This is a genomic window from Streptomyces sp. NPDC104313 (assembly GCF_055583985.1).
This window is the reverse complement of the sequence record NZ_JBVJMW010000001.1, coordinates 400,915-420,287: the sequence shown is the minus strand read 5'-3', so window position 1 is coordinate 420,287 and position 19,373 is coordinate 400,915. Positions and strand designations below refer to the sequence as shown.

At 72.4% G+C, this 19,373-nt stretch carries 19 protein-coding genes; 9 read left to right on the top strand and 10 right to left on the bottom strand.

From position 1 onward, the window contains the following. Positions 1-32: 32 nt before the first annotated feature. Positions 33-1,355: a hypothetical protein gene (locus tag ACZ60Q_RS01865; RefSeq protein ID WP_469626898.1), complete on the bottom strand. Its 1,323-nt coding sequence runs from the start codon at positions 1,353-1,355 to the stop codon at positions 33-35. A gap of 229 nt (positions 1,356-1,584) precedes the next feature. Between ACZ60Q_RS01865 and ACZ60Q_RS01860 the strand changes: the two genes are divergently transcribed. Further along, positions 1,585-2,583, top strand: a complete 999-nt coding sequence (locus ACZ60Q_RS01860; RefSeq protein ID WP_469626895.1) for a small ribosomal subunit Rsm22 family protein — start codon at positions 1,585-1,587, stop codon at positions 2,581-2,583. 50 nt (positions 2,584-2,633) lie between these two features. Here ACZ60Q_RS01860 and ddaH read toward each other — a convergent pair whose 3' ends face one another. Continuing rightward, entirely contained in the window at positions 2,634-3,551 is a 918-nt protein-coding gene (gene ddaH / locus ACZ60Q_RS01855; RefSeq protein WP_469626892.1) for a dimethylargininase, read from the bottom strand. A 176-nt stretch (positions 3,552-3,727) separates the two neighbouring features. Here ddaH and ACZ60Q_RS01850 point away from each other — a divergent pair, with 176 nt between their 5' ends. Further along, positions 3,728-4,357, top strand: coding sequence for a TetR/AcrR family transcriptional regulator (locus ACZ60Q_RS01850; RefSeq protein ID WP_469626889.1), 630 nt, complete (start codon positions 3,728-3,730; stop codon positions 4,355-4,357). Positions 4,358-4,554: 197 nt separating this feature from the next. Further along, positions 4,555-5,301, top strand: coding sequence for a bifunctional DNA primase/polymerase (locus tag ACZ60Q_RS01845; protein WP_469626886.1), 747 nt, complete (start codon positions 4,555-4,557; stop codon positions 5,299-5,301). 84 nt (positions 5,302-5,385) lie between these two features. Here the strand turns inward: ACZ60Q_RS01845 and ACZ60Q_RS01840 are convergent, their stop codons facing one another. From ACZ60Q_RS01840 to ACZ60Q_RS01825, 4 genes are all read right to left on the bottom strand, one after another. Beyond that, positions 5,386-6,402, bottom strand: a complete 1,017-nt coding sequence (locus ACZ60Q_RS01840; protein ID WP_469626884.1) for an SCO2278 family lipoprotein — start codon at positions 6,400-6,402, stop codon at positions 5,386-5,388. Between the two features lie 129 nt (positions 6,403-6,531). Continuing rightward, the gene (locus tag ACZ60Q_RS01835; protein WP_469626881.1) at positions 6,532-7,371 is read right to left on the bottom strand and encodes a heme ABC transporter ATP-binding protein; all 840 of its coding nucleotides are present in this window, start codon (positions 7,369-7,371) and stop codon (positions 6,532-6,534) included. Beyond that, positions 7,368-8,477 carry a FecCD family ABC transporter permease gene (locus tag ACZ60Q_RS01830; RefSeq protein WP_469626878.1) on the bottom strand — a complete coding sequence of 370 codons (1,110 nt, stop codon included), beginning with the start codon at positions 8,475-8,477 and terminating at the stop codon, positions 7,368-7,370. The genes ACZ60Q_RS01835 and ACZ60Q_RS01830 overlap by 4 nt, the downstream gene beginning before the upstream one ends. Beyond that, positions 8,474-9,574, bottom strand: coding sequence for a heme/hemin ABC transporter substrate-binding protein (locus ACZ60Q_RS01825; protein ID WP_469626875.1), 1,101 nt, complete (start codon positions 9,572-9,574; stop codon positions 8,474-8,476). The genes ACZ60Q_RS01830 and ACZ60Q_RS01825 overlap by 4 nt, the downstream gene beginning before the upstream one ends. Before the next feature lie 134 nt (positions 9,575-9,708). Here ACZ60Q_RS01825 and ACZ60Q_RS01820 point away from each other — a divergent pair, with 134 nt between their 5' ends. The 3 genes from ACZ60Q_RS01820 (at position 9,709) to ACZ60Q_RS01810 (ending at position 13,741) form a co-directional block, all read left to right on the top strand. After that, positions 9,709-11,169: an HtaA domain-containing protein gene (locus tag ACZ60Q_RS01820; RefSeq protein ID WP_469626872.1), complete on the top strand. Its 1,461-nt coding sequence runs from the start codon at positions 9,709-9,711 to the stop codon at positions 11,167-11,169. A gap of 97 nt (positions 11,170-11,266) precedes the next feature. Then, positions 11,267-12,913, top strand: coding sequence for an HtaA domain-containing protein (locus ACZ60Q_RS01815; protein ID WP_469626870.1), 1,647 nt, complete (start codon positions 11,267-11,269; stop codon positions 12,911-12,913). Between the two features lie 156 nt (positions 12,914-13,069). Next, positions 13,070-13,741 carry a PhzF family phenazine biosynthesis protein gene (locus tag ACZ60Q_RS01810; RefSeq protein WP_469626867.1) on the top strand — a complete coding sequence of 224 codons (672 nt, stop codon included), beginning with the start codon at positions 13,070-13,072 and terminating at the stop codon, positions 13,739-13,741. 104 nt (positions 13,742-13,845) lie between these two features. Here ACZ60Q_RS01810 and ACZ60Q_RS01805 read toward each other — a convergent pair whose 3' ends face one another. After that, on the bottom strand, positions 13,846-14,511 hold the full coding sequence (locus tag ACZ60Q_RS01805) for a biliverdin-producing heme oxygenase (protein ID WP_469626864.1): 666 nt from the start codon (positions 14,509-14,511) through the stop codon (positions 13,846-13,848). 208 nt (positions 14,512-14,719) lie between these two features. Next, positions 14,720-15,577, bottom strand: coding sequence for a type I methionyl aminopeptidase (gene map / locus ACZ60Q_RS01800; protein ID WP_469626861.1), 858 nt, complete (start codon positions 15,575-15,577; stop codon positions 14,720-14,722). 58 nt (positions 15,578-15,635) lie between these two features. Here map and ACZ60Q_RS01795 point away from each other — a divergent pair, with 58 nt between their 5' ends. Beyond that, entirely contained in the window at positions 15,636-15,893 is a 258-nt protein-coding gene (locus ACZ60Q_RS01795) for a hypothetical protein (protein WP_469626858.1), read from the top strand. Positions 15,894-15,974: 81 nt separating this feature from the next. On the opposite strand, the gene ACZ60Q_RS01790 is transcribed toward ACZ60Q_RS01795, so the two are convergent. Beyond that, positions 15,975-17,297, bottom strand: a complete 1,323-nt coding sequence (locus tag ACZ60Q_RS01790; protein WP_469626855.1) for an MFS transporter — start codon at positions 17,295-17,297, stop codon at positions 15,975-15,977. A 201-nt stretch (positions 17,298-17,498) separates the two neighbouring features. Here ACZ60Q_RS01790 and npdG point away from each other — a divergent pair, with 201 nt between their 5' ends. Both npdG and ACZ60Q_RS01780 read left to right on the top strand, forming a co-directional pair. Beyond that, positions 17,499-18,209, top strand: coding sequence for an NADPH-dependent F420 reductase (gene npdG / locus ACZ60Q_RS01785; RefSeq protein ID WP_469626852.1), 711 nt, complete (start codon positions 17,499-17,501; stop codon positions 18,207-18,209). A 78-nt stretch (positions 18,210-18,287) separates the two neighbouring features. Further along, complete coding sequence (locus ACZ60Q_RS01780; RefSeq protein ID WP_469626849.1) at positions 18,288-18,470, top strand: hypothetical protein; 183 nt, start codon at positions 18,288-18,290, stop codon at positions 18,468-18,470. Positions 18,471-18,486: 16 nt separating this feature from the next. Here the strand turns inward: ACZ60Q_RS01780 and ACZ60Q_RS01775 are convergent, their stop codons facing one another. Next, positions 18,487-19,293 carry a site-2 protease family protein gene (locus ACZ60Q_RS01775; protein WP_469626846.1) on the bottom strand — a complete coding sequence of 269 codons (807 nt, stop codon included), beginning with the start codon at positions 19,291-19,293 and terminating at the stop codon, positions 18,487-18,489. Between the last annotated feature and the right edge of the window lie 80 nt (positions 19,294-19,373).

The window sequence follows — 19,373 nt, the reverse complement described above, 5'->3', positions numbered from 1 at the left end:
TTCCGGCTGCGGACCCGGCGCCCGCCGCGGACTCAGCCGGCGCGCGGGTAGCCGATCAGATGCGTGCGGTCCTGCCGGTCGGTCCAGTGGAACACCCCGACCCCGGTCGTCTCCGTCCCCGGCAGCCGCGCGCCGCGTGACAGCCGGTCGGTACTCCAGGTGGCGAAGTCCATCGAGACCGGGAGCCCGCCGCCGGACAGCGCCTCCGAGGCGTCGCGCGCGTTCTCGGCCCCGTACGCGATGCCGTCGTCCGTCACCGTGGCCAGCGTCAGATGGGCGGCGCCCTCCTCGTCCTCGAAGCAGCGGCCCTGCTTCGCCTCCAGATCAAAGGCCAGGTTCCCGGCGATCAGGTAGTCGCCCGAGGGGGAGAGGACCGCCTGGGGGAACCGCCCCGGCGCTATGGCGGGCCGGTGGCACTCCACCGAGGTGAGGACCTCTCCGGTCGTCGCGTCGTGCACCGCCCACAGCTCGTGGGTCGCCGCCCGCTTGGTCTTCCTCGCGGGCGCCCACTTCGCCAACACCTGGTCCGGGGTCATCGACGTCACCACACCGCTGCCCCTGTCGGCGCCCTTGGGCGCGACATCGCGGCTGAACCAGCCGCCGCGCACCCAGAACTCCCGTGCTCCGCCCAGCAGCAGGCCCTCGGCGGTCTGCCCGTGCACCTCGGTGAGCTGCTTGCAGGCCGGGCAGCCCTTGGGGTACTTCAACCTGCCCGCGCTCAGTTCGGACACCTCACCCGTGACCGGGTCCACCAGGGTGCTGTTCGCCTTCGCGTCGCTGATCACGATGTCCGGCCCGGTCGTGTTGACGTCCGGGGCGCCGGACCACGGCACCTCGACGCGCTCCCGGTTCCCGTTGGTCACGTCGTACAGATCGAGCGCGAGGAAGGTGCTCGACGGCGACAGCCCGTCGCCGACCTTCCCGTAGGACCAGGTCACGAAGAACTGCCGGTCGCCCTTGGCGACCGTGGCGAGCCTCGGATAGTGCAGCGGGTCCGGCTGCCGCCAGGCCTTGCCGCGCCAGCCCAGCTCGCCGGTGGCCGTGTCGACGGTGCGCAGCCGGTAGCGGTTGTCCTTCGAACGCTCCAGATAGGCCAGCAGGCCCGTCGCGTGGGAGACGGCCACGTCGGGGGAGGAGCCGATGATCTCCCAGCCCCGGTCCGTCGTGTACTGCGGCGGAACGGTCAGCCGGGTCACCGGACCCGCGCTCGGCAGCACCGGCTTCGCCGTCGTGCCGGCCGCGCCGTCCTTCCCGCCGTCGTCGTCGGGGCTGGTGCCGCAGGTGGCCAGCAGCAGGAGCAGGGCGAGGAAGACCACCCCGCCGACCAAGGTCAGCCGCACGATCTTCTGTCTCATGGATCCCTCGCTGGACCTTGGTGATCTGGCGCCGCTCACGCGCGGGCCAGCGTAGCAACAGGCTCCCGGCGGCGTGGAGTTCGCGGGATTCCTGTCCGGTGCCGATGATGTGGAGCCCTGGTGCGGCCCGCCGGTGGGGTCCGCCCCGCCCGCGCAGTCTCCCCGTACCCGCTCCGGCCGGGCCGAAGCGGAATGCGTCCGCCGGTCCGCCTCCGCCTACAATTCGGCGGTGAACGTCACCCTCCCCACCGCACAGTCCCTGCGCGCGGCGCTGGCCGGGCTGCTCGACGGACTGCCGCCCAAGCAGGCCGCGCAGGCCGTCGACCGGCTGATCGCCAGCTACCGGGGGGAGACCCCGACGGACGCCCCGATCCTGCGGGACCGCTCCGATGTCGCCGCGTACGCCGCGTACCGGATGCCCGCCACCTACGAAGCCGTACGGTCCTCCCTCGACGCCCTGGCCGAGGCCGCGCCCGACTGGAAGCCCGCCACCCACACCGACGTCGGGGGCGGCACGGGCGCGGCGAGCTGGGCGGTGGCCGGGGTCTGGGAGGGCCCGGCCACGACCGTCCTGGACTGGGCCGAACCGGCCCTCGCGCTCGGCCGCGAACTCGCCGAGGCGTCCGGGGTACCCGGGCTCCGCGACGCACGCTGGGAGAAGGCCCGGATCGGAGCGGCGCTGGAGCTGGCCCCGGTGGACCTGGTCACCGTCAGCTACGTACTCAAGGAGCTGACCGCCGGGGCCAGGGCCGGGCTCCTCGACGCCGCGGCGGCGGCCGGGCAGGCGGTGGTGGTCGTGGAGCCCGGCACCCCCGACGGCTACGCCCGGATCATCGAGGCCCGCGACCGGCTGATCGCCGCCGGGCTGAGCGTCGCGGCCCCCTGCCCGCACAGCGACGCCTGCCCGATCACCCCCGGGGCCGACTGGTGCCACTTCTCCGCCCGGGTCAGCCGCTCCTCGCTGCACCGGCAGGTCAAGGGCGGCTCGCTGAGCCACGAGGACGAGAAGTTCAGTTACGTCGTCGCCACCCGCTTCCCCACCGCCCCGGCGCCCGCCCGGATCACCCGCAGACCGCAGATCCGCAAGGGCCAGGTGCTGCTGGAGCTGTGCACCCGCGACGACGGCCTGGCCCGCTCCACGGTCACCAAGCGCCACGGCGAGCTGTACCGGGCGGCCAGGGACGTCGCCTGGGGCGATCCCTGGCCGCCGGAGGGCACGGACCGCTAGCGATCCGCGCCCTCCGGCCCGCTCCGCGGGGAGCGCGGACCGCCGCCTGATCAGGCCCGCAGCTCCTGGGTGCAGCACTTCACGCTGCCGCCGCCCTTGAGCAGCTCGCCCAGGTCCATCGGGACCGGCTCGAAGCCCCGGTCCCGCAGCGGGTCCAGGAGCCCCGTCGCCCCCTGCGGCAGCAGGACGTGACGCCCGTCGCTGACCGAGTTCAGGCCGAACGCCGCCGCGTCCGCCTCCCGGGCGAGCAACGCGTCCGGGAACAGCCGGCGCAGCACCGCCCGGCTGCCGGGGGAGAAGGCGTCCGGGTAGTACATGATCTCGTCGGCCGCCGGGTCCAGCACGCACAGCGCGGTGTCCAGGTGGTAATAGCGCGGATCCACCAGATCGAGACCGATGACCGGCAGCCCGAAGAACTCCTGGGCCTCGGCGTGCGAGAGCGGACTGGAGCGGAAGCCGCGTCCGGCCAGCAGGTACGAGGCGGTGACGGCGAAGTCCCCCTCACCCTCGTTGACGTGCTCCGGCTCGTGGACCTCGGCGAAGCCGTGTTCCCGGAACCAGTCCCGGTGGGCCCCGGCCTCCTCGTACCGCTCCCGGTACGCGAACAGCGCGCCGAGCACCCGGCCGCCGATCACCGTGGCGCCGTTGGCGGCGAAGACCATGTCGGGCAGGTCGGGACGGGGAGCGAGCAGCTCGACGGTGTGGCCGAGGGCGCGGTAGCGGTCACGCAGGTCCTCCCACTGGGTCTGGGCCAGCGGCAGGTCGACGGGTTTGGACGGGTCCATCCACGGGTTGATGGAGTAGGTGACCCGGAAGTGCGCCGGGGCGCACATCAGGTAGCGACGAGGGGTGGCGTCACGGTTCAACTCGGGCTCCTCGCGAACGGCGGCCGGGGCCGCGGAACGGTGGGATGCGCACGGTCTGTGCGTGAGCCCATGGTGCGCCGTGCGCGCCGGATCCGCAGTCAATCGATCGGGTGGTTCACCGGACCGTCCGGTCACGGCCACCGCCGGTCGCGGCCACGCCCGGATGTCCCGGTCGCCCGGTCGTCCGGTGTCGCCCCAGATGTCCGGTCGCCCGGTTGTCCCGTGTTCCGCCGCCGCAAGACGATACGTATCGGCTTGTTGGGCGCTAGATTGGGCCCATGGCACCCACCAAGGCACCCGACTCCGCCCGTCGCAGCGACCGCTCCCGCCGCGCGATCCACGACGCCGCGCTCGCCCTCGTCGGAGAGGTGGGCTACCGGCGCACGACGATCGAGGGTATCGCCGCCCGCGCCGGGGTCGGCAAGCAGACCATCTACCGATGGTGGCCCTCCAAGGCCGCCGTGCTGATGGAAGCCTTCCTCGACCTGGCGGGCCGGACCGCAGAGGAGGCCGGACCGCAGTCCGGCGACGCCGCGCAGTCCCTCCCCGACACCGGTGATCTGACCGCCGACCTCAAGCTCGTCCTGCGGGCCACCGTCGACGAGCTGAACGACCCGGCGCTGGAGGTCCCCACCCGCGCGCTGACCGCCGAGGGCATCGTCGACGCGAAGCTGGGCGCCGAATTCGTCACGAAGCTGCTCGATCCGCAGCTCGCGCTGTACGTCACGCGCCTGCGGGCCGCCCAGGAGGCCGGGGACCTGCGTGCCGACGCCGACCCCCGGATCGCCCTGGAACTGCTCATCGGCCCGCTGATGCACCGCTGGCTGCTGCGGACCCTGCCGCTCACCCACGCGTACGCCGACGCGATCGTCGACTACACCCTCGGCGGGCTCACCCCGCGGCCGTGATCCGAGGCCCCGGCGGCAGCCCCCAGCCCCTTCCGGCCATGGGGGGAGAGGGCCGGTATGGGGTGACATCGGGCGTGATCGTGCTCACTCGGCGCGGTGGTACACGGCCCCGCTGGTGAACTCTGGCCACCCGAACCGCAGGATGGTGCGACGATGGACAGGCAACGCTGAGGTGAACTGCTGAGGTGAGGGGATAGATGGGCGCCGATTCCGGCCGTTTCCGCGGCACAGAGAGCAGGATCTCCCAGTGGCTGCGGCGACGTCCCAAATCACCGGGGGCCGAGGCCGATGAGTCGGCCAGAGTCGCGCTGCTCCTGGCGGTCGCCGACGCGGGCATGCCCATCGCCCCGGCCGCCCACCCCCTCGGATACCGGTGTTCGTGCGAACGCATCGGCTGCCCCACTCCCGCCCGGCATCCCATCTCCTTCGCCTGGCAGACGCAGTCGACCACCGACCGCGCCCAGATCGAGCGCTGGGCCGACGGCCAGCCGCTGGCCAACTTCATCACCGCGACCGGCATGGTCCACGACGTGCTGGACGTCCCGCTGACCGCGGGCCGCAGCGCGCTGGAGCGCCTTCTCGACGCCGGTATCGACGTCGGCCCGGTCGCCCAGTCCGGCGAGGACCGGATGCTCTTCTTCACCGCCACCCGCGGCACTCCCGAGGACGAGGACGAGTGGTGGCCCTGCGAGCTGGACTGCCACCCGGAGACCATGGACGCCCACCCGGGCCTGCGCTGGCACTGCCGGGGCAGCTACGTCCTGCTGCCGCCCGCCCGGCTCCCCGGTGAGCTCGACGTCCACTGGGTGCGCGGCCCCGAGCACGAGCTGCCCGACCCGCTGACCCTGCTGGAGACGCTCACCGACGCCTGCGCGCGGTACGCGGGCAGTGCCGAGCAGAGCGAGCTGGACCACGACTCGATCGCCTGGCCGCTGAGCCGCTGAGCCGCTGGTCAGGTGTGCGACCGCCCGGCCGCGGGGCCGGGCGGCGTCGGGCCGTCGGCGGCGCCGCGGCCCGTGCCGCCGCGCCTACTCGCCCTTGGCCGCGACCAGACCCGGCAGCCGGTTCAGCATCCGCACCTTGCCGCCGGATCCGGACTCGGAGCCGGCCGCCGTCCCGCGCGGCGGGACGTGCACCAGCTGGCTGGAGACCCGCTCCTTGGTGAGGCTGCTGTTCACCTCTCCGGTGAGCAGCGCCTTCACGTCCGCGTTGACCTCGGGCCGCAGCCCCTTCGCCGCGATCTGCCGCTCGAAGTGCTTGCTGCTGAAGAAGACCAGCGCCCCGCCGCCCTCGGTGCGCAGCCCGAGCGGCGCGAACGCCGCACTCGTCAGCGGCTGGTCGACGTACTGGTACGAGAACCCCGCCCGCCGCGTGGTGCGGCGCGTCTCGCGCCAGCCCGAGGTCGCCGTGGAGGGCGTGAACACATCCGGGGCGCCGCTGCGCAGATAGTCGGTGTACGTGGCGCTCAGCTCCGCGGGCGCCACGGCCAGGCTCTCGTCCTCGGGCTTCACCGGGGTGGCGAACCCGTCCTCGTCCAGGGTGAACTCCGGTACCTGGGACGGCGGGACGACAGCGAGATACGAGGCCTTCCACAGCGCGTCGGGGCCCGACCGCACGAACACCACCAGCCAGCGGGTGTCCAGCTTCCCGCCGTCCCGGTCCCGGTTGGAGTCGGTGTCCGCGAGGAACCAGCGCGGCCAGCCCGCCTTCTTGGGGACGATGTACGTCACGTCGTCCAGCACCAGTGGCGTGTGCGCCTTGTTGCCTTCGGGGCTGTACGCCTGCCGGGCCTTCAGCCCGGCCTGGTTGACCGCGCCGAGCGAACCCGTCACCCGGTCCGCGTCCAGCGCCGGATCGAACGCCTTGTCCGCCGCGTTGTAGGCGTCGGTGAAGTCCTTGAGCGCCTGTGCGGCCTCCGGCTTCTTCGCCCCGGGGAGCACCTCCAGCTCCCCGTGCACCGTCACACAGCCGCTCGCCGTCAGGCACAGCACCGTCGCCGTCGCGAGCCCCGCCGTCAGCCGGCCCAGCCCAGGGTGTCTCGTCATCCGTTGCTTCCGCGCCTTCTGATCCGTCGCCCGCACTGACCGTCGAAACCCTACCGGGGCGGCGGACGGTGTGCGGACGGGGAGCGGATGCGGCGTCCACACCGTGACCTGGCGGCGGCGGAAGCCGCCTCAGACCCCGCGCACCGGCACGATCAGCGGTCTGCCCGTACGGGGGTGGGGGAAGACCTCCACCGGCTGCCGGTACACCTCACCGAGCAGTTCGCCGCTGAACACCGTCTCCGGCGGGCCCAGTTCCGCGATCCGCCCCTCATGCAGGACGGCGGCCCGGTCCGCGTACGCCGCGGCGAGGCCGAGGTCGTGCAGCACGACCACCACCGCGTCCCCGGCGGCTGCCCGCTCCCGGCAGATCCGCAGCACCAGCTCCTGGTGGCGCAGGTCCAGGGCGGCGGTCGGCTCGTCGAGCAGCATCAGCGGGGCCCGCTGCGCCAGCACCCGGGCCAGCGCCACCCGCGCCCTCTCGCCGCCCGACAGCGCGGAGAAGGGGCGGCCCGCGAACCGGGTCACCTCGGTGGCCGCCATCGCCGCGGCCACCGCCGCGTCGTCCTCGTCCTCCCGCTCCGTACCGGCCCAGGGTGCCCGCCCCATCCGTACGACGTCCTCCACCGGGAACGGGAACGACAGCGCGGCGGACTGCGGCAGCACCGAGCGGCGCAGCGCCAGATCGGGCGCGGACCAAGCGGCGGCCGGGCGGCCGTCGATCCGCACCTCCCCGCTCCCGGCGGGCAGATCGGCGGCCAGCGCCGCCAGCAGCGTCGACTTGCCCGCCCCGTTCGGCCCGACCAGGGCCACCACCTCGCCCGCGTGCGCGGTCAGGCCGACGGAGTCCAGCACCTGCCGCTGCCCGAGGCGGACCGACAGACCGACGGCCTCGACGGCGGGGGAGCCGGGGGCGAGAGGCGAGGGCAGCTTCCGGGTGCGTACCGCGAACAGGTCTCTCAGCGTCCTCATGCCCAACCACCTTGCCTACGACGGGTCCTGCGCAGCAGCCAGAAGAAGAACGGGCTGCCGAAGAGCGCGGTGAGCACCCCGAGCGGCAGCTCGGCGGGGGCCGCCACCGTACGGGCCGCGAGGTCCCCCGCCACCAGGACCAGGGCGCCGCCGAGCGCACTGCCCGGAACGAGGAAACGGTGGCCGGGGCCGTTCGCCATCCGCAGCAGATGCGGCACGAGCAGCCCGACGAAGGAGATGATCCCGGCGACGGCGACCGCGGCGGCCGTCAGCAGCGCCACCACCAGCACCAGCACGATCCGCAGCCGCTCCACGTCCACGCCCAGGTGCCGGGCGGGCCGCTCCCCGAGCGCCAGCAGGTCCAGCTTGCGGGCGTAGAACGGGGCGATGAGGAGCCCCGCCAACGCGCACGGCAGCACGGCGAGCACCTTGGGCCAGGTGGCCTGGGAGAGCGAACCGAGCTGCCAGAAGGTGATCTGGGTGATCTGCGCGTTGTCCGCGAAGAAGATGAAGAGTCCGATCAGCGCGCCCGCGAACGCGTTGACCGCGATACCGGTGAGGATCAGCGTCACCACTTCGGTCCGGCCGCCGGACCGCGAGAGCGTGTAGACGAGCAGCACGGTGATGAGACCCGCGACGAACGCGAAGACGGTGATGGTCCAGTTGCCGAAGAAGCTCAGGCCGAGCGCGATGGAGGCGACCGCGCCCACCGCCGCGCCCGCCGAGATGCCGATCACACCGGGCTCGGCGAGCGGGTTGCCGAACACGCCCTGCATCAGCGCGCCCGCACAGCCGAGGGACGCGCCGACGAGCAGCGCGAGGACGACCCGGGGAAGCCGTACGTTCCACAGGACGCTCTCGCCGACCCGGTCCAACTCCTGGCCGCCGAGCCCGATCCGGTGCTGCACGGAGGACAGGACGTCGCCGAGCGGAATGCTGTACGCGCCGATCGCCGCGGACAGCAGACAGCCGGCGAGCAGGGCCAGGGAGAGCACCGCGGTGAGCACGAACGCCCTGCTCCGGGGGGACTTGGGGGCGGCGCCGCCCGTTCCCTCGCCCGGGGACCTCGGATCGGTCCCGGTACGTTCCCCGTACGAGGTGGTCACCGGCCCGTGCCGCCCTTCGCGTACAGCTGCTCCACGATCTCGGTGAGCACCCGGTCGGTGCGCGGCCCGTAGTTGAGCAGCACCCCGTCGTCGACGGTGACGATCCGGCGGTCCATCCCGGCCGGGGTCTCCGCGATGCCGGGGATCTTGACCAGACCGTCCATGCCGCCGACCGATTCGAAGCCCTTGGTCATCAGGAGGATCGCGTCCGGCGCGGCCTTGGCGAGCGCCTCGCTGGTGATGGCGGTGAAGTCCTTCTCCAGGCCCGACTCCTTGCCTGCGTCGACCGCGCCCGCCGCCTCCAGCAGCGAACCGGCCCCGGACTCCGCGCCGCCCAGCAGATAGACGGAGGCCGAGCCCCGCAGGTAGAGGAAGGCGACCCGGGGCTTCTTGCCGTCCGCGGGGGCCGGGATCGACTTGCTGACGGCGGCGATCCGGGACTCGGTGCGCTCCTTGAGCTCCGTTCCGGCGGACGGTACGCCGAGGGCCTCGGCGACGGCGTCGATGCGGCGGCCGACATCGGTGAGCCCCTTGGCGGGCTCGACGACGAGCAGGGGGATGCCCGCGTCGCGGATCTGGTCGATCGCCTCGGCCGGCCCGGTGGTGGTGTCGGCGAGGACGATCGTCGGCCTCAGCGAGAGCACGCTCTCCGCCGATACGTCGTGGGCGCGGGTCACCACCGGCAGTTTCCCGGCCTGTTCGAAGGTGGCGGTGATGTCCCGGGCGACCACCTGCTTCCCGAAGCCGAGGGTGAAGACGATCTCGCTCAGCGACCCGGTCAGTGGCACGATCCGGTCGGTGGAGCCGATGGTGACCTTCGTGCCGTCCGCCGAGCCGACCGTCACCGGCAGCTTCGGCGCGGGCGGGGCGGCCAGTGGCTCGACCCGGTCGGCGTCGGCGGTGCTCCCGGCGGACTTCGGCGTGGAGTCGCCGCCTCCGCCTCCGCCGCAGCCGGTCAGGACCAGTGCGAAGGCCACGGCGGCGGTGAGGGTGGCGACCACCCTGCCCCGGGCCGGGAGACGGGGACAAGTCCGTCCGGCGTCCGGGCCCCCGGAGCCCTCGGGGCTCCTCGTGGCGAAGGCCTGCGAGATGTGCACGGGGCACCGTCCTGTCGTTCTGCGGCGTGCGGTCGGCCGTTCGCCGGTAACGGCGTGACCGGAGGGGTTCCGGCCCGGGCTGGGAATACCTTAGGTTAGCCTTACCTGAGTATCCAGTCCTCGGAGGGGCCCTCATGCTGTCGTCCAGATCCACCCGCGCGCTCGCCGTCGCGCTCCTCGCGGTACTGCTGGGAGCCCTGCTCCCCGCCGCCACCGCGCAAGCGGCAAGCCGTACGGTGCAGGGCGGCCGGCTGGACTGGGGCATCAAGTCCTCCTTCCAGAGCTACGTCACCGGCCCCATCGCGAGCGGCAGTTGGAGCCTGACCGGCGGCGCGGCCACGGTCGGTGGCAGCCAGTTCCGCTTTCACTCGGCGACCGGCTCCTACGATCCGGACACCGGAGCGTTCAGCTCCGGCTTCTCCGGCGGCGTGCACTTCACCGGCCATCAGAAGCCCGACGGCAGCAATGAGCTGGACCTCACGATCAGCCGTCCCACCGTCCGCGTCAGCGGCGGCAGCGGCACGCTCTACGCGGACATGGTCAGCAAGGAGCGAGGGACCGGAAAGGTCTCCAACCGCTCCCAGGTGCCGCTGGCCACGCTCGGCCTCGGCGGGATCGACATGAAGGGCGGTTCCACCCCCGTCGCCCTCACAGGCGTCCCCGCGACGCTGACCTCCCAGGGCGCCTCCGCCTTCGCGGGCTACTACACCGCGGGCACCCCCCTCGACCCGATCAGTCTCTCCGTCGACACCGAGGGCGCCGCAGTCGAGCCGAAGCCCGCCGCCCCGGACGAGAAGAAGGGCGAGGGCGAGAAGAAGGAGAAGGCGGAGAAGAAGGAGAAGGCGGGCCGGGTCGAGGACGCCGCCGTCGACTGGGGCGTACGCCGCACCTTCCGCGAGTACGTCACCGGCTCCATCGGCCAGGGCAGGTGGACGCTCGCCGACGGCGCCCAGGACGGCGGGGCCCTGTTCCGCTTCCCGCACGGCAAGGGGACGTACGACGCGAAGAAGCAGACGCTGGAGGCGGACTTCAGCGGCAGCGTCCGCTTCACCGGCGCCCACGACCTCGACCTGAAGTTCGCCGGCGTCACCGTCGCCGTCGCCAAGGGCGAGGGCACCCTGTCGGCGGACGTCACCAGCGAAGGCGCCACCCGCGAGGACGTGCCCCTCATCACCTTCCCCGCGAAGGACCTCGCGCCGAAGGAGGGTCTCGCCGTCCTCACCGAGGTCCCCGCCACCCTCACCGCCGACGGAGCCAAGGCGTTCGGCTCCCTGTACGCGGCGGGCACCGCGATGGACCCGGTCTCGCTCGCCGTGGCCGTCGACGAGAAGGCCGAACTGCCCGCGCTGCCCGACCTCGGCAGTGAGCCGACAGCTGCTGCGAAGCCCACGAAGAAGGCCGCGGCGAAGACCTCCGCCGCACCGGTGGCCGCCTCCTCCGACTCCGGCCCGGGCGCCGGCACCTGGGCGGCCATCGGCGGCGGTGTGCTGCTGCTCGTCGCCGCCGGGACGTTCCTCGCCCTGCGCCGCCGCGGGTCCGGGCAGGGGCCCGACGCCGACGCCACCGCGGGCTCCGACGCCTCCACGACCCCCTGACCCCCGGACACCTCCTCATGCGCGCCTTATGGATCCTCACCCCCTCCCCGCACGCCTCTCTTCCCCCTCCCCCCGTTTCGCTAGGAGACCCACCGACATGGCAGCAACCCGCCGCCCCATAGCCCTCGCCGCGGCTGTCGCCACGGCCGCCGTCCTGGGCGCGACCTTCGCCCTCCCCGCCCTCGCCGCCGACGGCTCCTCCGGGGCCGCGCCCGCCGGGGCCCCGAAGCTGGAGCTGGTGAACGGCACGCTGGACTGGGGCATTCACGCGGACTTCCGTGAGTACGTGGCCGGCCCCATCGCGCACGGCAAGATCACTGTCACGGACGGCGCCCAGCAGGCCGCCGACAACGGTGTGTTCACCTTCACCGGCGGCACGGGCACGTACGACACGGGGACGCACGCATCCGAGACCGCGTTCAAGGGCGGTGTCCGGTTCGAGGGCCACGAGGGCGTCCTCGACGTCAAGCTGAGCGACATCAAGGTCGGCTCGGGGCGTGAGACCGGCACCATCACCGCCGACTTCACCAGCAAGAAGACGGACGGCACCGTCGTCACCAAGAACGACACCCCGATCGCCGACCTGGACATGACCAAGGCCAAGCGGGGCGGCGGCGCGGGTGGTGCGATGGTCTTCTCCGACATCCCCGCCAAGCTGACCGCCGACGGCGTGGACGCTTTCGGAGGCTTCTACAAGGAAGGCTCCGCGCTCGACACGGCGACCCTGTCGGTCAAGTCCGCCGAGCCCAACCCGGATCCGTCGAAGGACCCGAGCAAGGATCCCTCCAAGGACCCGAGCAAGGACCCGAGCAAGGACCCGAGCAAGGACCCGTCCAAGGACCCGTCCAAGGAGCCGAGCAAGGACCCGTCCAAGGAGCCGACGACCGACCCGTCGCCGACTGCCTCCGAGACCGCCGCGCCCGTCAGCGGACCGGTCGTGGACGGCACCCTTAACTGGGGCGTCAAGGAGAAGTTCCGCTCCTACGTGGTCGGCCCGATCGCGCACGGCAAGGTCGAGACGAGCGGTGGCGCGACCACCGTCGCCGACGGCTACCGCTTCAGCAAGGCCACCGGTCACCTCGACGCCGACAAGAACACGCTGGACGCCGCGTTCCGGGGCAAGGTGCGCTTCCTCGGCCACGAGCAGGCCGGCGCGTACGAGCTCGACCTCTCCCTCAGCAACCTGAAGGTCGAGATCAAGGGCACCTCCGGCACGCTCGTCGCCGATGTCTCCACCAAGGCGCTCCCGACCAAAGCGAACCCGAAGCCCAAGGTCAACGAGCTGACCGGGGTGGACTTCGCCGACCTGAAGGTGCCCGCGGGCGCGCTCGCCGCCAGAGGCGGCATCGTGAACCTCAAGGGCATCCCGGCGACGCTCACCGAGGGCGGCGCCAAGGCGTTCGGTGGCTTCTACTTCAAGGGCGACGAGCTCGATGCCGTGAACGTCGCGGTCTCCCTCGACAAGGACGCCCAGCTTCCGGGCGGTTCCACCGGCGGCTCCGGTTCCACCGGCGGTTCGGGCTCCACCGGCGGCTCCACGACCGGTGGTGCCACCACCGGCGGTGGCACGGTCGGCGGCTCCACCGGCGGCTCCACCGGCGGTTTGGTCGGTGGCTCCGGAGCCTTGGCAGCCACCGGTTCCGACGTCCCGACGGGCGCGCTGATCGCCGCCTCCGGCGTCGTCGTGGCGGCCGGCGCGGGTGTCGTGATCGCGGCGCGCCGTCGTCGCGACTCCACCGTCTGACCCATCCGCACTACCCGCACCACCCGCACCACCTGAACGGCCCCGGGGCCGTACCGGCAGCCTCCCCGCTTTCCGGTACGGCCCCGCTGCCTAGGCCCGCCGCCGTACTCCGCCCGGTTTCCCCTCCCCGGCGCCGGGCAGTGCTTGAATGCCCCCGTGAGCGACTACGACGTACCCCGGGGCATCGATGTCCTGCGGGTGTTCTGCGGACCCGACGGCCGGCACGGCAACGCCCTCGGCGTCGTACGCGACGGACGCGGCCACCCCGACGAGGCCTCCCGGCAACTCCTCGCCCGGCGGCTGGGCTTCAGCGAGACCGTGTTCGTCGACGACCCGGAGCGCGGGCGGGTGGACATCCACGCCCCGGGGCTCCGGCTGCCGTTCGCCGGACACCCGCTGGTGGGCACCGCCTGGCTGCTGGACCTGGAGGTCCTGGAACTGGAGGTCGGGGACGTGTTCGCGCGCCAGGACGGGGAGTTCACCTGGGTCACCGCCCGCCCCGAGTGGGTCCCGCCGCGCACGCTCCGGCAGTACGGGAGCGCCGCCGAGGTCGAGGCGCTGCCGGGCCCGCCGCCCGGCGGGGGGTGGCTCTACGCCTGGGCCTGGGAGGACGAGGCGGCCGGGCGGGTGCGTGCGCGGGCCTTCCCGGGGCGCGGGGAGGCGATCGTCGAGGACGAGGCGACGGGCGCGGCGGCCCTGCTGCTCAGCGCACGGCTCGGCCGGGCCCTGAACATCATCCAAGGACGCGGTTCCCAGATCCTCACCGCACCCGCGCCGGACGGCACGGTGGAGGTCGGGGGCCGCGTCCTGATGGCGCTCCGGGGCTGACCCCGGAGCGGCCTTCCTCGTTCTTCGCCCCTTCCGGAAAAGCGTGCGGCTCCACCGGAAGCCGGTGGAGCCGCACGCTTACGGGCACACTCGCCCACGCCCGGTCACGCGCTGAGCGGGAAGACCTCGCCCAGTTCGCGGAAGACCGCGGTGTTCAGTGCGAAGGCCCGCTTGCACTCCTCGATGATGCGCTGCTTCTCCAGGTCGTCCGCGTTCACCGTGTCCAGCAGTTCGCGGTAACCCCGCTTGAACGCGGCCGGGTTGGTGATCTCCTCGAAGACGTAGAAGCGCACGCCGTCGCCCTTGCGCTCGAAGCCCCAGGTCTTCTCCGCCTTGTCGCGGATGATCTGACCGCCCGAGAGATCGCCGAGGTAGCGGGTGTAGTGGTGGGCGATGTAACCGGCGGGCCAGGTGCGCGCGCACTCCGCGACCCGGGCCGCGTACGCGGCGGTGGCGGGCAGCGGCTCGGCCCCCTCGCGCCAGTCGGCCCCGCGCAGGTGCGCCAGGTCGCGTTCCAGTTCGGTGGAGCGCATCAGCTCCGGCTGTATGAAGGGGCCGGCGACCGGGTCGTCGCGCAGGGCCTCCGCGCCCTCCTCCAGTGCCCGGTAGACGAACCACAGTTGCTCGGTGTAGCGCGTGTAGGCGTCCACTCCCAGCCGCCCGCCGAGCAGGTCACTCATGAAGGTCGAGGTCTCGGCCTCGGTGTGCTGTTCGTGCGACGCGGTACGGATGAGCGTCGAGAAGGGAGTGACGGTGGCGGTTGCGTCCAAGGCGGGCCTCCGGGGACCGAGGGGACGGGAAGTCCAGAGAGAGACGGATATATCGGCAGCGACCGCCGCGGCGGTGCGGTGGTGCGTGCCGATACGCCCGATCCTCCTGCTTAGGCTTACCTAAGTCAACTGGTTCCCGACTGCCTGTCGGTAAAAAGACTACGCGCAACAGGGGTGAAGGGTGCTGTTGTGTGACTTTTAGGGTGATTTACGGGAGGGTGAGGATCTCCGCTCCGGTCTCCGTGACCACCAGTGTGTGCTCGAACTGGGCCGTCCGCTTCCGGTCCTTCGTCACCACGGTCCAGCCGTCCTCCCACAGGTCGTACTCGTGGGTGCCCAGTGTCAGCATCGGCTCGATGGTGAACGTCATGCCCGGCTGCATCACCGTGGTGGCGTGCGGGCTGTCGTAGTGCGGGATGATCAGGCCGGAGTGGAACGAGGAGTTGATCCCGTGCCCGGTGAAGTCGCGGACGACCCCGTAGCCGAACCGCTTCGCGTACGACTCGATGACCCGGCCGATCACGTTGATCTGGCGACCGGGCCTGACCGCCTTGATGGCCCGGTTCAGCGACTCCCTGGTGCGCTCGACCAGCAGCCGCGACTCCTCGTCGACGTCGCCGCAGAGATAGGTGGCGTTGTTGTCGCCGTGCACGCCGTTGATGTACGCGGTGACGTCCAGGTTCACGATGTCGCCGTCGCGCAGCACGGTGGAGTCGGGGATGCCGTGGCAGATGACCTCGTTGAGCGAGGTGCACAGCGATTTCGGGAAGCCCCGGTAGCCGAGTGTCGAGGGATACGCGCCGTGATCGACCATGAAGTCGTGGGCGACCCGGTCGAGCTCGTCCGTGGTGACTCCCGGCGCGATGTGCCGGGCGGCCTCCTCCATCGCCCGCGCGGCGATACGGCCCGCGACGCGCATCCGCTCCACGGTGTCGGAGTCCTGGACCTCCGGGCCGGTGTACGGCGTCGGGGCCGGCTTCCCCACGTACTCGGGACGCCGGATGTTTCCGGGTACGGAACGGACGGGAGTGATCTCCCCTGGTACGAGAAGCGACTGGCCAGACATGTCAGCGAGTCTAACCAGCGGCCCCGGGGCACCATGGCGACAAGGAAAGGAGCCGTCGATGGCCCTGTTCAAGAAGCGCACGGTGGGCAAACCGGGCGAATGGTACTACTGCCTGGAGCACAAGAAGGTCGAGGAGGGCCCGCAGTGCCCTGCGCAGAACCGGTTCGGCCCCTACACCTCACGCGAGGCGGCACAGCACGCGATGGACACGGCGCGCGACCGGAACCTGGAGTGGGACACCGACGCCAAATGGCACGACGAGGACAAGGGCCCTTCAGGCCCGTCCGGCGGCACCCCGAGCCCGTCCGGCGACTGAGGACGTCCTCCCGGCGATCGAGGGGCGGGTGCGGGGCTGGGGTGCGGGCCGGAGCCTCGGGATCCCGGCCACCGGCCAGGCTCACGCCTCCGCCCCCGACCCCGCCCCGGCCTCCCGCCTCCGCACCGCGTCCTCATCCGTCTCCGAGTCGTACCGCATGAGCTTCGGCAGTGCGGCGGTCAGCAGCACCACCGACGCCACGCACGCCACCCCGCCCGTCCAGATCGCCGACCGGGTCCCCGTCCAGCCCGCCATCGCCCCGGCCCGCACCTGGCCCAGCTGCGGGCCGACGCTGTACGAGAGCACCTCGATGCCCGCCAGCCGGCCCCGCAGCTCCTCCGGGATCGTCTGGTTCCAGATCGTCGAGCGCCCCAGCCCGCTCAGCATGTCGCCCGCCCCCGCGACGGCCAGGCAGAGCAGCACCACCCACACGCTGGAGAACCAGCCCGCCGCGGCGATGGCCAGCCCCCACGCCGTCGCACCGAACACCACGAACAGCCCGTGTCTGCGCACCCGGCCCGTCCAGCCGCTGGTCAGCCCCAGCGCCAGCGAGCCGACCGAGCCCGCCGCGTACATCAGGCCCAGCGACCACTCCGCGTCCAGGTCGTCCGCGAGGAACGGGAAGATCGTGTTCGGGAAGGCGAAGAGCATCGCCGCCATATCGATCGCGTACGTCCCCAGCAGCACCGGCCGGCTCCAGGCGTACCGCGCCCCCTCGACGATCCCGCGCAGCGACGGCTTCCGCGCGTCCCGGGCCGGCGGGGCGGGGGAGAGCCGCAGACAGAGCACGACGGAGACGGCGAACGTGCACACCGTCACCCCGTACGCCGTGCCGTGACCGGCGTACGCCACCACCAGACCGGCCAGCGCCGGACCCGCGATGGCCCCGATCTGCCAGCGCAGCGAGTTCAGCGCGGCCGCCGCCGTCTGCTGCTGGTGCGGCACGATCCGGGCCATCAGGGAGTCCAGCGCCGGCCGCTGGAGCCCGGCGAGCGCGGACACCCCGCCGGCCACCACGTACAGCGGCCACAGCAGCGGCTCCGGGAGCAGGGCGTTCACCAGCAGGATCGCGGCGAGCACCCCGAGCCCCGCCTCGGTGAGCATGATGACCCGGCGGCGGTCCACCGAGTCCGCGAGCGCCCCGCCGTACAGCCCGAAGACCACCAGCGGCACCAGCTCCACCGCGCCCATCGCCCCGACCGCGAGCGGGGAGCCCGTGAGGTCCTTGATCTGGAGCGGCAGCGCGATGAGCGCCATGAAGCTGCCGAAGTACGTGATCAGGCCCTGGACCCACAACAGCCGGAAGTCCGCCGAGGAACGCCACGGCGAGAGGTCCGGCAGCAGGGCGCGGATCCGGGACCGTGGCGGTGAGGAGGGGGAGGGCGAGGGAGGCGCTGAGGTCACGAAGGGCCATGATCCGCACTGTCGGGCGTTTCGGGCAAGCCGATATGCCGTGACGCCCGCCGGCCGGGGCGAACGGGCCCGCCGGTGTCCGTCGACCCCTCGCTCACCCGAACGGGGGCCGCGCGGCGACCGCGCGAAGAGCTGGACCGGGCGACCGCAGGGGCGGCTTCCCGGGGGCTACCTGGCAGTAGGGTCTGGCCCATGACTACACAGGACAGCGGCAGCGCGCCCAAGCCCCCCGCCAAGGACCCCTGGGACCTTCCCGATGTCTCCGGCAAGAGCGTCGGCGTGCTCGGCGGGACAGGCCCGCAGGGGCGCGGCCTCGCCTACCGGCTCGCCCGCGCCGGACAGCGGGTCACCCTCGGCTCCCGGGACACGGCCCGCGCCGAGCAGGCGGCGGCCGAGCTGGGTTTCGGTGTCGAGGGCGCGGACAACGCGGAGTGTGCCCGGCGCAGCGACATCGTGATCGTCGCGGTGCCGTGGGACGGCCACGCGGAGACGCTCCGGTCCCTGCGCGAGGAGCTCGCGGGCAAGCTCGTGATCGACTGCGTCAACCCGCTCGGCTTCGACAAGAAGGGCGCCTACGCCCTCAAGCCGGAGGAGGGCAGCGCCGCCGAACAGGCAGCCGCCCTGCTGCCGGACTCCCGGGTCACCGCCGCCTTCCACCACCTCTCGGCCGTGCTGCTCCAGGACGAGTCCATCGAGGAGATCGACACCGACGTGCTGGTCCTGGGCGAGGCCCGGGCCGACACGGACCTCGTGCAGGCGCTGGCCGGCCGGATCCCCGGCATGCGGGGCGTCTTCGCCGGCCGGCTGCGAGGAGCCCACCAGGTCGAGTCGCTGGTCGCCAACCTGATCTCGGTCAACCGCCGCTACAAGGCCCACGCCGGGCTGCGCGCCACCGATATCTGACCGGCCCGGTCAGGGCACAACGGGGCATGGGGGACACTGGACGGGACCGCGACCCGTTCCCGACAGGAGTCGACCCCCATGCCCCGCATCGCTCTCTACGCCCTCGTCGTCTGCGTCCTCGCCGTCGTGGCGGCCGTGGTCTCCTTCGCGCGGGGCAGCCTGCTCGGGATCGTCTGGGTACTCATCGCGGGGCTCTCGTCGAACATGACCTGGTTCTACCTCCGCAGGCACCGGCTGGCCGTCGCCGCCGACGCGGCCTGAACGAGGCGCCACGCGGTCAGCCCACCGCGCAGCCCGGGTCCTGCTCGTCGAAGAGGCCCCGCCAGAAGCGGTACAGGTCGTAACCGCAGTACCGCTGGAACTCCTCGACGCCCAGTCCGCGCAGCAGCGCGTGGATCGCGTCGAAGAAGACGATGTTCACCTCGGGGATCCACAGGATCGCGAACACCGCGATCAGCCCGAACGGTGCGATCGGTTCCACCCGGCGGCGGATCCGGAACGAGAGCCAGGGCTCGATCACCCCGTACCCGTCCAGCCCCGGGATCGGCAGGAAGTTCAGGATCGCCGCCGTAACCTGGAGCATCGCCAGGAACGCCAGCGCGTAGCGGAAGGCGAGCGGCACCCCGTCGAGCGCGTCCAGCCAGAACGGGGCGGTGCACACCACCGCGAACGCCACGTTCGTCAGCGGGCCCGCCGCCGAGATCAGACTGTGTTTCCACCGGCCGTGGATCCGGCCGCGCTCGATGTACACCGCGCCGCCGGGCAGCCCGATCCCGCCCATGATCACGAAGAGCACCGGCAGCACGATGCTGAGCAGCGCGTGCGTGTACTTCAGCGGATTGAGCGTCAGATAGCCCTTCGACCCGACCGAGAGGTCCCCGCTGTGCAGCGCGGTACGGGCGTGCGCGTACTCGTGCAGACAGAGCGAGACGATCCAGGCCCCGGTGACGAACAGGAACACCGCGAAGCCGGTGGAGTCCGCGAAACCCGTCCACACCGCCCAGCCCGCGACCGCGGTGACGGCGGCGATACCGAGGAAGACCGGGCTGATCCTCCGGTCGCCGCGGGTGGCTGCGGTGGTCATCGGCACTCGGCTCCTGGGGTGAGGGGGCGGGGGGAAGGGACTGTACGGCGTGGGAGCTCGGGAAGTGGGGCGGGGGATCA

What these genes read in the sequence shown, in the direction of transcription:
- ACZ60Q_RS01795 (WP_469626858.1), top strand. Translation starts at nt 15,636, where the DNA reads ATGGCCCTGTTCAAGAAGCGCACGGTGGGCAAACCGGGCGAATGGTAC.
- ACZ60Q_RS01865 (WP_469626898.1), bottom strand. Translation starts at nt 1,355, where the DNA reads ATGAGACAGAAGATCGTGCGGCTGACCTTGGTCGGCGGGGTGGTCTTC.
- npdG (WP_469626852.1), top strand. Translation starts at nt 17,499, where the DNA reads ATGACTACACAGGACAGCGGCAGCGCGCCCAAGCCCCCCGCCAAGGAC.
- ACZ60Q_RS01845 (WP_469626886.1), top strand. Translation starts at nt 4,555, where the DNA reads ATGGGCGCCGATTCCGGCCGTTTCCGCGGCACAGAGAGCAGGATCTCC.
- ACZ60Q_RS01815 (WP_469626870.1), top strand. Translation starts at nt 11,267, where the DNA reads ATGGCAGCAACCCGCCGCCCCATAGCCCTCGCCGCGGCTGTCGCCACG.
- ACZ60Q_RS01850 (WP_469626889.1), top strand. Translation starts at nt 3,728, where the DNA reads ATGGCACCCACCAAGGCACCCGACTCCGCCCGTCGCAGCGACCGCTCC.
- ACZ60Q_RS01820 (WP_469626872.1), top strand. Translation starts at nt 9,709, where the DNA reads ATGCTGTCGTCCAGATCCACCCGCGCGCTCGCCGTCGCGCTCCTCGCG.
- ACZ60Q_RS01835 (WP_469626881.1), bottom strand. Translation starts at nt 7,371, where the DNA reads ATGAGGACGCTGAGAGACCTGTTCGCGGTACGCACCCGGAAGCTGCCC.
- ACZ60Q_RS01780 (WP_469626849.1), top strand. Translation starts at nt 18,288, where the DNA reads ATGCCCCGCATCGCTCTCTACGCCCTCGTCGTCTGCGTCCTCGCCGTC.
- ACZ60Q_RS01840 (WP_469626884.1), bottom strand. Translation starts at nt 6,402, where the DNA reads ATGACGAGACACCCTGGGCTGGGCCGGCTGACGGCGGGGCTCGCGACG.
- ACZ60Q_RS01775 (WP_469626846.1), bottom strand. Translation starts at nt 19,293, where the DNA reads ATGACCACCGCAGCCACCCGCGGCGACCGGAGGATCAGCCCGGTCTTC.
- map (WP_469626861.1), bottom strand. Translation starts at nt 15,577, where the DNA reads ATGTCTGGCCAGTCGCTTCTCGTACCAGGGGAGATCACTCCCGTCCGT.